This is a genomic window from Bacillus cereus group sp. MYBK227-1, from assembly GCF_051916325.1.
Lineage (GTDB): Bacteria > Bacillota > Bacilli > Bacillales > Bacillaceae_G > Bacillus_A > Bacillus_A cereus.
The window spans coordinates 80,347-93,607 of the sequence record NZ_JBQAGK010000011.1 but is presented as its reverse complement, the minus strand read 5'-3'; the positions used below and the strand labels follow the sequence as shown (position 1 = coordinate 93,607).

The following is a 13,261-nucleotide window of genomic DNA, read 5'->3' as shown; positions in this document are numbered from 1 at the left end:
GTACTATGTAACTCAAAAAAGAAAGTGTTATAAATTCAATGATACCAAGGGATTCAGCAAAGGGTTCAGTTACACACAATATAAGATATGGGTAAGTCATAGAGAAATTGAAATAATATATTAATTACTTAGTGAAAATAGTATGGATTAAGAAGATAATGATTTCAAATCGTCAAAGTAGAGAAAAAGATACGAATGATTAAATTTAAATGTGGGTTATAAAATTAGTAATATAAATATAACGATTTTAAAAATGGTCAATGACATTTTCCTCAAAAATGGAAAAGTTGATATAAAAGCACATAACCGTTTACAGCCCAATACATATAGTGTCAGTGTAGTGATAAGCAAGTACAACATGACTGCAATGAAAAATTATTTTTCTGTTAGCTTGTTTTCATTACGAGTTAAATTAATAGAACTTCTGTTAGTTATTATGAAACGCATCTTTGTTATAGGATCGGGGGGGAATATCTTGGCTGCAGAAAAAGGATATAGAAGTGGTTGTGGTTATGGCGGAGGATTTGCATTACTAGTCGTATTGTTTATCTTGCTTATTATCGTTGGCGCTGCTTGTTTTTGCTAGTTTATGAACTTCATTTTTTTCTAGAGAGGAGGAGTATATCTTGGCTGCAGAAAAAGGATATGGAAGTGGTTGTGGTGGTTATGGCGGAGGATTTGCATTACTAATCGTATTGTTTATCTTGCTTATTATCGTTGGTGCAAGCTGGTGCGGATATGGTGGTTTTTAAGTAACAACCTTCTTATATCACCAAGAATAAATAAAGGGTTGCTTCACGTAGTGTGAAGTAATCCTTCATTAATATAGTTTAATATATGTTTAGAATATATAATGTGTTCGTTATGAAAGGAGAAAAAAATGGGATCTAGCCCATATTTTAATAAAAATGTTTCGTATCAAACTTCATCTATTCCAATAACCGAAGTAACTCAGAAGAAAAGTCGAATAATAGCGGCCGAAGCTGTTACACTTTCCAAAACGAATAATGAAACAACCAATGAAGCAATCAATGGAACGACTGATGAAACATTAAAAAAACAGAAAAATAATTCATCTGATTATTCGCCATTCCAAATTAATATTCCTTATTTTAATATAAAAATAACTTCGACAGAGATATTAGGTGTTGCTAAATCCGTATTTATGCAAGCTCTTATTCAAAAGGTTCAAGATCCGGTATTTTTAATGAATCTTTTGAATAGTGAAGGTGGAAAGAAACTACTTAATTTAGCAGGTGATTTTTTTAAAGATACTGCTACGAAATCAGAAAATGATAAAGATGAAAACTAACATCAGCCTTTATTGATATACATCTCTTTGATAGCTCTAATTTCATAAATACTACAATCACAAAAGATAGGGATTAAAAATAATCCCTTCTTTTGCGAGCATAATTGCATTTTTTATTGTAATTATATGTAAATCAGATAATAAAAAGTGAAAGGGTTATGGCCGTTTTTTGGCAGGAAATGTGCCGGTCGTTTTGGAGTTAACGTGATATATTTGTATTGTGAGAAGTGGCGAAAAACACAACTCATAATATACCTTTATAATCTATAAAATCAATTAATGGATAATATGAGCCGTATGATGGCTACTTCCGCAAGCCAATTGGGAGGATTAAAGACCGTCATGAGTGGTGTATATGGAAGTATGTCAAACAGTAGACAAGCCATGACAAATAGTGTATCAAATCAAGTCATTAATAATTCTTTCGGATCATCTGGCGGTGGAGTTATTCCAATGCTTGGTGGAGATTTATTGAAGTACCCGTAAATTTAGAAGGAAGAGACGTGGCACGCGGTACTTATCGGCTATACAACCGAGTATCAAGAAAGAGAAGAAAAGAGAAACTCAGCCTTTTAGGTTTGGGTTTCTCTTATTTTATAAAAAAACGGAGTGTCAAAATGAGCTCTTTTACATTCAACAATCAACGAAAAGAATATATCCAACTAGAAAGAGGATGGAGCCCGCCAACATGGGAACCTCTAAAACGTAAATTCTTAAACACGCCTGGATATCCAGGCGCAAGATTATTAGGAATGGAAACAGATCCTCGTCGACTTTCTGTCCCTGTGGGAATTATCGTTCCAGATGGAACAGATTTAGAAACGTTAAAAGAAGAAATAGCGACATGGTTAATTACTGAACAAGCAACCGAGCTAACTTTTGATACAAAACTAGATAGAACATATATAGCTGTTATTGATGAAGATTTTAATGTTGATAATTTTATGAGTTTAGGAAAAGGCACCTTAAAATTCATTTGTCCAATGCCTTATAAACTAGGCCCAAGGAGAAAAATAGATTTCAAATTACAAGGAAGTAGATTAATTACAAATATATCGAATAATGAGAGTAAATATTCTGATCCTACGTTCATAGTTAAGGTAGAAACTCCCTCTACTTTTATTGATATTTCACGAAAAAAGGAAGAAGAAATTCAACATTTTCGTATGGGATACCCTGTTTCTGTGGAAGAACGAACAGTCGAGAAAGAACAGCTTGTTATGCACGATGAAATGAAAACAATGGTTGGTTGGAATCAAAATGGTCCAAACACTAACGAAGGTGAAAACACAGGAACTCTAAAGTCAGATAGTGAGCGCTTTGTTATAGATAACTTTGGTGCAGGTAGTACATGGCATGGCGGAGTGGCTAGGAAAAGTTTAAAAGAACCGCTACAGGATTTTACTGTTGAAGCAAACGAAGAAACAGGTGAGTATCTAACTTTTGAAAAGATTAACGGTGGGAAGTTATACGTCGCTGATGCAGATGCCTTACAACGTTGGACAGAAGATGGTTCACACAAATATGACATCTATAGTCCACAAACAGAAGATCAAAATATGTCAGCCGAAAGATTAAAACAACTAACGGAAGCGGAACTAAAGAAACGTATTAATAGCACTGTACAGTATGAAGTAACTCCAATTGCATTAGAAAAGATATTTGGTTTATCTCATGAAAAAGTAAATAAGGGCGATATTGTCCATTTCAAAGATACAAAATTTACGCCACCTTTGTTTTTAGAAGCACGTCTTATCGCAGCGGATGAATGTGATACAAATGCGGCAAATGATAAATATTATTTTGTTGATTTTAAAGAAGTAGAAGATACGAGAAGTCTGTTAGATCACATGTATGCCCAAGTTATGGGCAGTCTAGCTGGAAAAGCAAATAAAGGCTTGTTAGATAAGTTGGAAGAACTTGTGAAAGAGACAAATGAACAAGTTGATGTTGTGAAAAAGGAATCAGAAGCAGCAAAAAAGTTAGCAGAAAAAGTACAAGAAAACCTTAAAAATTATCAAACAAAAATTATTGAAAGCGCAAAACCACCGACAATCGGTTTAGAAAATGGAAAAACCTTATGGTTAGATATTTCAAACGGCAAGCCTGGCATCCTCAAATTATGGAAGAATGGCAATTGGGAGTCGGTTGTCCTGATATGGACAAAGTAAAGGAAGATACCTTAGAGCAAGTCAACAAAGATATTGAAACCACAAAAACAGAGTTGAATAAAAAAGTTCAAGAAGCACAAAATCAAGCAACAGGACAATTTAATGAAGTGAATGAAAGATGTTGAAGATTACGTTGGTGGAATTGGTAACCAAACGGTTTTACGCAATGTCTTGTAGAAGAACGACACGAAATATTGGCAATTAACTTCAAACGCAGTAAGAGATACACAAGTCACTTATAAGAGGTGCAATTCACTTAGTGTTATTACTACAGGTAATATGACTTATTTTTTATCCTGTTTCTTTCTTAGTTGTACCTAGCGCGTTTTTATAATTCTTTATTTAATTCCTAATTTAAAGAACAAACTATCCAAAATAACATGATTTATATGACTATGTATACTCTTTTTGAAAAATATTGTAATTAATTAACATTTGAAACTATAACACAAATTATTTAAATAATATATCTAAATTTATCGTCATCACAATGGTGCTTGTCTTTAAATTTTCAGCAATCATTATTCCAGGAAATCTTTTATGCCTCCCTTCAATTAGGGTCAGTATTATTCTATGTTTTAGTAAAAAAACTGCTTGTTTATTAACCTATTATTATACTTTTATATGATAGAGAGCTTTCTACTAGATATAGAATTCATAAAAACTATGCTAATTTTTAAGGGAGAGTGGATAGAACTACTGATTATGAAATTAATCAACACACATTTATCAAAGAAAATATTCTAATTTAAAATAATTTCTTATTTTGGAGTATACTGTCTTGAATGTATATTTCAAAATTGAATAGGTAAAAGATTTTATGTAACAACAAATAAAACTTCAGTATATGTAAAGCGATTTTTTACGAATATATAGCTTGATAAAAATAAAAATCATCATTTGGTAACCATGTTCATATCGTGATATCCAAAATTAAATTCAAGATAACTCATGTAATAAAGACTTCATGATTTTACCGAATCTGCGAGATACGTTGAAAACAGAATTTGTATTCCTCTAAAAATATTAATTTTCAGAATTTTCAATAAAAATGATTAGATTATACTAACTTAATGATAATGATTAAAAAGGCTACTATAGAACCCAAACATTAGTAGAAGAAAGACATATACAAGTATTATGAGTTTGAAAATTTCATAAACTCTAAAATCTTATGAAAAGAGGAGCATAAAACATGAGCGAACAATGTCCAATTAATGTACCATGTCAGGTAGCGGGACAAACCCAAACACCATTAAGTGATGAGACTGCAACACCAATTGTTACTCCAGGAGCACCTATTGTAAAGATTCCAGTTGTATTAGCTGAAAGAACGCTTCAAATTGTTGTAGAGTCCGATATTTCATTAGAGCCTCCAGCAGTCGAAATTAAACGCATCTTAAAAAACGTATTTTTAACACAATGTAAGTTAGTGCCTGTAGCATTCGTACCAGTACCAGGTACACCTTACCGACGAGTTACAAGAGCGAAATTATTTGTACAAGGCTATATTCGTAAAAATATTGAATATGCAAATGACGAGTGTAATGGAGTTCTATATGATCGTATTGCAAATGTTCCATTTTCTGGTTTTGCAGATCTGACAGAAGGTGATTTTCTATCATTAGCTTTAGTAGCTTCTTCTTCGGACACTACTTCTCATTTTATAAATCCTAAAAACGGTGATTTACCACGTCTAGACAAATATTTCTTTGAAAATGCAGTTTTTTATAATGAACAACCATATTGTGAATTAGTAAGCGCTCAATTTTTTGAATTAGACTTTTCACCTTGTCCTACAAACCTAAACGAACCATTTGATACGCTTCGTGAAAAAATTGTACTAGATCTTACTTTAAAAGTTTTACAAGTACAACAAGTACAAGTAGCACTATAAAAATAAAAAGAAATTGTCTTTGTTAAAAAGACAATTTCTTTTTTATTTTTATACAACATATATAATGATGAAATGGTCACATACAAAAAACAAATTTTTTGAATTTCATCAGACGGGGGGATGGTGATGAAAAATCCATGGATTGGTAAGGGGATATGGGATGAAATTTACAAGTATAAAAAACTGAATATACAAGATAATTTACACGAAAAAAGAGGGGGAAAAGAAGAAATACCACCTGAATTAAAGGGAGAATATGTAGCATCAAAATTAGAGAAAGAAGGTAAAGCGTCTGGATCACAAATAGGGCCTTTAATACGCTCACTGGTGGTCAAAACTCCATTTTCTATTTTTTCAGAAGTAACTAGTTTTAAAATATTTCCAAAAATAAATGTTAAAAATCAAGAAGCATTTGTATTTAGGAATGAAAAAGGTGTAGAAGGGCGTGAATTAGATTGTAAGTTATTAACTACAGTGCAACAATATTATTCGGATAGTTATTGTAAATTAGTTTCTTTAAATCTTCATGAGAAGAGAATTCATTTTGAATTATATAACCAAAAAAATAAAGGGAATAAAGAAGAGAATAAGGTAGAGGCATCTTCATGGATTCCTATTCACAGTATAATATTAGAGAGTGAAAATGGGGAAGACGTAAATAATTTTATTACAGCGAAACTACCAATAGAAATAGGAAGATATAAAGGTGAAATTAGTTTACGAGAAAAGGTTGTATTTAAAGAAAAAGTCATTGGAATAAAAGAGGTTGAACAGGAGATTATTTTGACAAAAACCGAATTTTTAATACCAAAGGTAAAAAAGAATGAGCAAAATACACTTACAGTTGAAAAAGGGAGCTTATTGGTAGAAGGGTATATATATCAATGTATTGAATACATATCAGAACAAAGTAAACTTCATGATAATGAGCATCAGTTAATACAAAATATTGTATTGGAGTTAATCATTCAAGTAATACAAGAACAAGAAGTACAAGTGCGAATTAAATAAAAATAATTATATTCCCTCGATTAGCTGATTATTTTTATTCGTAGTGTATCGATGGGTATTCTTTTGTAAATCATTCAGTGCTGCAAACTATTTGTTAAATGGTTTATCCTTGATAAATACAATTTTACATTGTTACTAAATTGTATGAATCTCCTCTGGTTTAAGTTTTAAAAAAGTGCTAACAAGTTTGCAAACGATCTTGCTAACACTTATACAGAATAGACATAAATTATCGCTGATATGTCGTTTTTAAAAATAGTCTTAATCAGTTAAATCACACTTATACGAAATGCTCATAAAAACCGTCTTAGTATCAAGAATATAACATGTTAGGTCAAACAAACCTTGATATAACAATGTTTGTTTAACTTGAATTTGTAAAACATTTACATTTTATAAATGCAAGTTATCCAAATCAACGTAATTATAAACATAAACATGATTAACACCAATCGGTTTACGTGACATTCGTATATTTTAAGTCTTTGATAAATAATACAATTTAAATTTTGCAGATCAGTAGAATGAGGAAATATGCTTAGAGTATTAGCGAAACCCAATCCTAATCAATTCTTTATCATTTATTTCAATTACGAATCTATATTCTTTGTCTAATATCCAGTAATAAAAACTGACTGCATCAACGTCAACTAGTGATTGGAATACTTTATCAAGATTTGTACTTACTACAGGGATTTCATAGTTATCCCATATTATAAAAATCTGTTCGTCAAAATCTAGTTGGTTTGCTCTAATAAGGGAAATTAGTTGTTCTTTGTTCGAAGCTATGAATTGGTTATCTATCTGTTCCCAATCTATTCTTCCCGAGACAGTTATAGGAAATGAATTCATTAAAATAATAGCAATCTGCTGGCTTTTTTCTTGGGAGAAAATGAGAGTTTCGTTTCCTAGGGATTCAAGGCATTCACTAAACAAAGGGTTTGTGTCATTGTTGTTTTTGGTTTTCAGTGCTCTTAACTTTTGTCGCAATTTCCATTGTCTTGACGATCTATCATCCATTTTTAACATTCCTTATACAATTATTTAAGAATGAGTATAGCATATAAGGGAAGTCTTTATGAAAAGGAACTTTTTAAATATAAATTAAATAAAAGCGTTATTTGAAAAAAAGCCTTTTAAGGAAAGATAAGAGGCCATCAAAAAATATAACAACATGAAAATTTTATATTATGTATATACAATTTAAAGAGTTAGTGGAAATAATAAAATGTATAAAATTCTTATAAAAAAGCCCTAGGATTAGGGGATCTAGGGCTTCCTCTGTTGGTATATCTCACACGACATTATAAAAAGAAAAGAACTTAATGAAGGTAACACATGAATGTTTCGTAAATGTATCAAAAAAGTGAACAAAAGCGTTATTTTATTAGAAAAGTATGATTGTATGAAATAACATGTATGAAAGAAGAGGCGTTAGCAAAAATATTCCTTAACGAAATCGGCTTTATTTTTCAGCAAAGTAACCTTCTTAAGTGACTCATGTTGTATAGGTAGCAGAGAAAACAGAAAGAGTTCTTTTTATGGAGGACGGAGAAGTTGTTAGTGAAATACAACTAGGCAAGTTTAGGAATGATGATTTAAAAGCGCGAGAAGAGAAATTGTTAAAATGGTTAGCTGTACTCGGATTTTAAAGACAAAAACTCCTATTGAATATAGGAGTTTTTTCTTTGTTTGAAAGTTCGAAAAGATATATAATAATTTTCTGACTATTAATTTATGGAGGGGTATTAATGAAAACTGAAACGTTACACACACAAGAAGACATTTTAAAAATGCTTGATTCATTATTAAGACCTGCAGAACCATTTTGGAATGAGTTTTATGAGAATAGAGAAAAGGATGTTCCGTTTTTTGAAAATGTTCCAGATGAGAATCTAGTTTCGTATATACAAAAAGAGAGAGTTTCAAAAGGGAAGGTATTAGAACTTGGATGTGGTCCAGGTAGAAATGCCATTTATTTAGCGACTCAAGGATTTGATGTAACAGCAGTGGATTTATCTGTAGAAGGCATTAATTGGGCTAAAGAAAGGGCATTGGCAAAAGGGGTAGCAATTCATTTTATTTGTGATTCAATTTTTAATTTAGAGGTTCAAAACGAATTTGATTTTGTATACGATTCGGGCTGTTTGCATCACATTCCACCGCATAGAAGAATAAATTATGTGGATTTAATTAAAAACTCATTAAAATCGGGTGGTTATTTCGGATTAACATGTTTTGCGGCAGGCGATTTAGATGAGCGAAATGGATCGGAAATAACAGATTGGGATGTATATAGAGGATGGAGTCTACAAGGTGGTCTTGCATACTCGGAAGAAAAGTTAAGAGAGATATTTAAAGAATTTGAGGTAATTGAGATTAGAAGGATGAAACAAATGAAACAACCGAAAGAAATGTTTGGAGAATCATTTCTTTGGACAGCATTATTTAAGAAGAAATAATAAAGTAGATAATTGACAAACTCATCGTTTTTATAGACAATACACTTATAGGAATGTACGTTCGGTTTTTTGCCGACTTATGTTTTACATAAATATATAACAAGGGGCTGTCTCCATATGAGTAACACAAATCAAAAAATTACTACGTTTTTAATGTTTGAAGGCAAAGCTGAGGAAGCAATGAATTTTTATACGTCGCTATTTGATCAATCGGAAATTGTAAGTATTTCTCGCTACGATGAAAATGGACCTGGTAAAGAGGGAACTGTAATTCATGCAACTTTTACGCTAAATGGCCAAGAGTTTATGTGTATTGATAGTTATGTAAATCATAATTTTACATTCACTCCAGCTATGTCTCTTTATGTAACTTGTGAGACAGAAGAAGAAATTGAAACGGTCTTTCATAAACTAGCGCAGGATGGAGCAATTCTCATGCCTTTAGGTTCTTATCCGTTTAGTAAAAAGTTTGGCTGGTTAAATGATAAGTATGGTGTATCTTGGCAGTTAACTCTTGCTGAATAAAAAAGAAAAAGCGTAGCTTATTTTTGTTTGTAAAAGATGTTCATCTTGTATGGAATGAAGTTTCTAGGGTTTTAAAGAATAAAGGTATTCTTATTGCTGGATTTACAAATCCGTTACTATGGATTTTTGATGATAACCAAGAGCAAAAAGGTATTCTTGATGTTAAACATTCAATTCCTTCATCAACATTGGATTATTTACCAGAGGATGATGTTCAAGATTACATCGATTCAAATCAAACAATAGAATATGCGCATACTTTAGAAGACCAAATCCAAGGCCAAATTGAAGCTGGTTTTGTTATAACAGGGTTTTATGAGGATGATTTTGGTGGGACAAGGATATTAGATAAGCATATTAAAACATTTATTGCGACAAAATCTATAAAGTTAAAGATGGATTAAGAATTTTTGCTTGTCATACGGGGCGTTAGTCGAAGAATGCTCTTAAAATAGAAAAGGATGGTGCTTTCCATCCTTTTCCTTATGTATTTTGAGTGTCGAAACTATTCTCAAAACAAGTTTTACACTACCAATTGTATAATTAGGTTATGCTTTTATATTAAGAATTTTGCTGACCAAATCTTTTCCCGAGTTTAGCTAACAATTCAGGTTGATCGCTTTGGCTCATTATAACTTCAATAAAGATAAGTTGATTCTTATTAAAAGTTATATTTGTTAAGACTTCTGCTAATTCTGCTTCATTTTCTACTTTAAATGTTAGACTTTTTTCTTCTGACCCAAATACCATTGATAGTTTATTGTAATCCCACATTTGTATATCATTATAAGGTTGGTTTTGGCCGTGAATGGCACGTTCAACGGTGTATCCGTTGTTATTGATTAAAAATATAATCGGTTTTAAATTTTGACGTAGTATAGTTGATAACTCTTGGGCAGTTACTTGGAAAGAACCATCACCAATAATTAAAATGTTGCGCCGTGATAAATTGGCGAGCTGTGTACCAAGTAGAGCGGGCAGTGTATATCCGATAGATCCCCATAACGGTTGTCCTACATATGCAGTGTTATTAGGTAGAGGGATAGCAGCACTACCAAAGAAAGGTGTTCCTTGTTCTACAATTAAGATGTCGTTTTCTTGTAAGAAATGGTACATTTGCTGCCAAAAACGTTTTTGTGTGACCATTTGTGCTTTTGGATTGAACTCTTCAGTAAAAGGTGATGGTGCTGAAATAAATGGCTTAATTTCAAGAGTATCTTTATTACGATGCGCAATTGAATCACTTAAATGTTGTAAAACATCCTGCATTACAACTGGACCGTATTTTTTATCTATAATTTTCACAGTGTAGGGATGGATTTCTATAACTTGTTCTTTTGTAAAACCTTGTGTGAAGCCGCCTGTAATAGTATCAGTTAACTTCACACCAATACTAATAATACAATCAGATTCATCAATTCTTTTTCTCAAGTACGGAGAACTTACATCACCAGTATAAATCCCTATAAATTGAGGGTGTTTTTCTGGGAATATTCCTTTTCCCATACTTAACGTCGCGATGGGAAACCCAGTTTTTTCTACAAATTGATGTAAATTTTCTTTAGCGTGAAATCGATCTACTTCAAAATCAGCTAAAATTACAGATTTTTTGGCGTTATTTATTATTGAAGTGGCATGTAGTAGCATTTTATCCAACGCTTCTTTATTACTTAAAATCGGTTTATATAAAATTGGTTCTGTAGGTTTATTAATTGGTTTATTATATACATCAATCGGCAAATTAATATGAACCGGGCGTTTTTCATTCCAACATGCACGTAAAACACGGTCAATTTCCTCAGCAGCATGCTCAGGTTTTACATTTGTTTGTGCCACAGTGATTTCTCGATACATATTGGAAAAGTGATCGAACTTTCCATCTCCTAACGTATGATGGACGATTGCTCCATTTTCCATTACTTTTGTTGGTGGCGTACCCGTGATTTTTATAACTGGTACGTTTTCCGCATATGAGCCAGCAATACCGTTAATAGCGCTTAATTCTCCAACTCCGAAAGTAGTAATAAGAGCAGCGATTCCTTTTATGCGAGCGTACCCATCTGCTGCATATGCAGCATTTAATTCGTTACAATTGCCAATCCACTTTAAATTTTCATGTGCTACCACATCATCTAAAAAAGCAAGATTATAATCACCAGGAACCCCAAATATATGTTCAATTCCTAATTCATGTAGTCTATCCAATAAATATGTACTTACAGTATATTGTTTTTTCAAATGAATCATCTCCTAATTATGCAATGAATGTTTCAATAGACTAAATAAGTTCTAATGCGTTGATTAAAATATTCATTACTAGATTGTGGTATAATTTACATACAGGGGGAAAGTAGATGAAACAACATAAAGAAGAACAGATGAATGAGGCATTAGCATTATTTTATTTTGCATATAAAACATTTACTGAAAAGCCAGATGAAATTATAAAAGAATATGGCATTCAACGAGTACATCATCGAATTTTATTTTTTATCGCACGTTTTCCAGGGATAAGTGTAAATGAGTTATTATCACTATTAGAAATAAGTAAACAAGCTCTCCACGGACCGCTACGTCAACTTGTGGAAAAGGGCTTAATTGAGAGTAATGAAGCTATGCATGATCGACGTGTGAAACAGTTGTCTTTAACAGAAAAAGGTACAGATTTAGAGAAAAAACTGAGTGATGTACAAAGACAACAAATGGGTGCTATTTTTTCAAAATTTGGTGAATCATGTGAGGACAATTGGCACCAAGTTATGAATGAAATGGCAAATAGCCGATCAGGTTTTGATGCTTGGATAACGAAACGTGAACTACCAGTCGATCAAAAATAATGAAAAAACTTCTGTTTTTATCGTTTGAAAAAGAACAAATTTTATCCATACATTTGGCAACTATGATTTGGTCATAGAGTGAATGGATAAAAAGATACATTACTAGATACTTTATACGTGTACGCAATGGAACAATAAAATTCACATTTCCGAAAGGGGAATTATAATGATAAAACTTGTACTTATTCGTCACGGACAAAGTTTATGGAATCTTGAAAATCGCTTTACTGGATGGACAGATGTTGATCTATCAGAGAATGGATTAAGTGAAGCGAGAGAAGCAGGAGCAATATTAAAGAAAAACGGATATACTTTTGATGTGGCTTATACATCTGTATTAAAACGCGCAATTCGGACGTTATGGATTGTACTTCATGAGATGGATCTTACTTGGATCCCAATACATAAATCTTGGAAGCTAAATGAAAGACATTATGGTGCATTGCAAGGGCTGAATAAAGATGAAACTGCACAAAAATATGGTGAAGAGCAAGTTCATATTTGGAGAAGAAGTGTTGATGTAAGACCACCGGCTCTTACTGAAGACGATTCTCGATATGAAGCGAATGATCCAAGATATAAAACACTCAAAAAAGGTGAATTTCCGTTAACTGAATGTTTAGAGGATACGGAGAAGAGAGTACTTGCTTATTGGCATTCAGAAATTGCGCCGACATTAAAAAGTGGTAATAAAGTAATTATTTCATCACACGGTAACACAATTCGCTCGCTAGTAAAATATTTAGACAACCTTTCAAGTGATGGTGTAGTTTCATTAAATATTCCCACTAGCATTCCGCTTGTTTATGAATTAGACGAAAACTTACGTCCGATTCGTCATTATTATTTAAGTATGGATGGAGAAGTACCTGAAGGGGAAATTCCGAAACATATTTCTTTTTAATACGAAAATTTGAAATGAATGCTTGTCTACATATACAATATAGACTCATGGTAAAGTGAAATTTTAATCAGTGGGGGTCTTACTGCCCACAAATAGCAGGATAAAAGAAGTGGTACTTTCTAATGTATATGCGATGTAGCTA

The 13,261-nt window shown here is 32.2% G+C and carries 13 protein-coding genes and 3 pseudogenes; 14 read left to right on the top strand and 2 right to left on the bottom strand.

Translation table 11 applies throughout. From position 1 onward, the window contains the following. Positions 1-475 precede the first annotated feature (475 nt). The 8 genes and pseudogenes from ACTFRM_RS28645 to ACTFRM_RS28610 all read left to right on the top strand — a co-directional run bounded on the left by ACTFRM_RS28645 (position 476) and on the right by ACTFRM_RS28610 (position 6,391). Entirely contained in the window at positions 476-586 is a 111-nt protein-coding gene (locus ACTFRM_RS28645; RefSeq protein ID WP_000718602.1) for a YjcZ family sporulation protein, read from the top strand. A gap of 40 nt (positions 587-626) precedes the next feature. Beyond that, entirely contained in the window at positions 627-752 is a 126-nt protein-coding gene (locus tag ACTFRM_RS28640; RefSeq protein ID WP_000718599.1) for a YjcZ family sporulation protein, read from the top strand. Positions 753-880: 128 nt separating this feature from the next. Continuing rightward, positions 881-1,312, top strand: coding sequence for a hypothetical protein (locus ACTFRM_RS28635; protein WP_000535863.1), 432 nt, complete (start codon positions 881-883; stop codon positions 1,310-1,312). Between the two features lie 270 nt (positions 1,313-1,582). Continuing rightward, positions 1,583-1,888: pseudogene (locus ACTFRM_RS28630) on the top strand (phage tail tape measure protein); the annotation flags it as partial. Positions 1,889-1,929: 41 nt separating this feature from the next. Continuing rightward, a complete protein-coding gene (locus ACTFRM_RS28625) occupies positions 1,930-3,483 on the top strand; it encodes a distal tail protein Dit (RefSeq protein WP_440043820.1) in 1,554 nt (517 codons plus the stop codon). Then, positions 3,471-3,608, top strand: a complete 138-nt coding sequence (locus ACTFRM_RS28620; protein WP_240522987.1) for a hypothetical protein — start codon at positions 3,471-3,473, stop codon at positions 3,606-3,608. The genes ACTFRM_RS28625 and ACTFRM_RS28620 overlap by 13 nt, the downstream gene beginning before the upstream one ends. A 1,070-nt stretch (positions 3,609-4,678) precedes the next feature. Next, entirely contained in the window at positions 4,679-5,380 is a 702-nt protein-coding gene (locus tag ACTFRM_RS28615) for a CsxC family protein (RefSeq protein ID WP_001294982.1), read from the top strand. Positions 5,381-5,506: 126 nt separating this feature from the next. Beyond that, entirely contained in the window at positions 5,507-6,391 is an 885-nt protein-coding gene (locus ACTFRM_RS28610) for a BC_2427 family protein (protein ID WP_000795504.1), read from the top strand. Between the two features lie 546 nt (positions 6,392-6,937). Here ACTFRM_RS28610 and ACTFRM_RS28605 read toward each other — a convergent pair. After that, entirely contained in the window at positions 6,938-7,411 is a 474-nt protein-coding gene (locus ACTFRM_RS28605) for a CDI toxin immunity protein (protein ID WP_000342724.1), read from the bottom strand. A 491-nt stretch (positions 7,412-7,902) separates the two neighbouring features. Here ACTFRM_RS28605 and ACTFRM_RS28600 point away from each other — a divergent pair. The 4 genes and pseudogenes from ACTFRM_RS28600 to ACTFRM_RS28585 form a co-directional block, all read left to right on the top strand. Continuing rightward, a pseudogene (locus ACTFRM_RS28600) lies at positions 7,903-8,043 on the top strand (ABC transporter ATP-binding protein); the annotation flags it as partial. Positions 8,044-8,142: 99 nt separating this feature from the next. Next, entirely contained in the window at positions 8,143-8,853 is a 711-nt protein-coding gene (locus ACTFRM_RS28595; RefSeq protein ID WP_000846301.1) for a class I SAM-dependent methyltransferase, read from the top strand. A gap of 117 nt (positions 8,854-8,970) precedes the next feature. Further along, positions 8,971-9,378, top strand: a complete 408-nt coding sequence (locus tag ACTFRM_RS28590; RefSeq protein ID WP_000072495.1) for a VOC family protein — start codon at positions 8,971-8,973, stop codon at positions 9,376-9,378. A gap of 23 nt (positions 9,379-9,401) precedes the next feature. After that, positions 9,402-9,782 (top strand): annotated as a pseudogene (locus ACTFRM_RS28585) (SAM-dependent methyltransferase); the annotation flags it as partial. A 157-nt stretch (positions 9,783-9,939) separates the two neighbouring features. Here ACTFRM_RS28585 and ACTFRM_RS28580 read toward each other — a convergent pair. Beyond that, a complete protein-coding gene (locus ACTFRM_RS28580) occupies positions 9,940-11,616 on the bottom strand; it encodes an alpha-keto acid decarboxylase family protein (protein ID WP_404509400.1) in 1,677 nt (558 codons plus the stop codon). Positions 11,617-11,732: 116 nt separating this feature from the next. Between ACTFRM_RS28580 and ACTFRM_RS28575 the strand changes: the two genes are divergently transcribed. Further along, positions 11,733-12,215, top strand: a complete 483-nt coding sequence (locus ACTFRM_RS28575) for a MarR family winged helix-turn-helix transcriptional regulator (RefSeq protein ID WP_440043819.1) — start codon at positions 11,733-11,735, stop codon at positions 12,213-12,215. Positions 12,216-12,381: 166 nt separating this feature from the next. Beyond that, entirely contained in the window at positions 12,382-13,119 is a 738-nt protein-coding gene (gpmA, locus tag ACTFRM_RS28570; RefSeq protein ID WP_161114235.1) for a 2,3-diphosphoglycerate-dependent phosphoglycerate mutase, read from the top strand. The last annotated feature ends 142 nt before the right edge of the window (positions 13,120-13,261 follow it).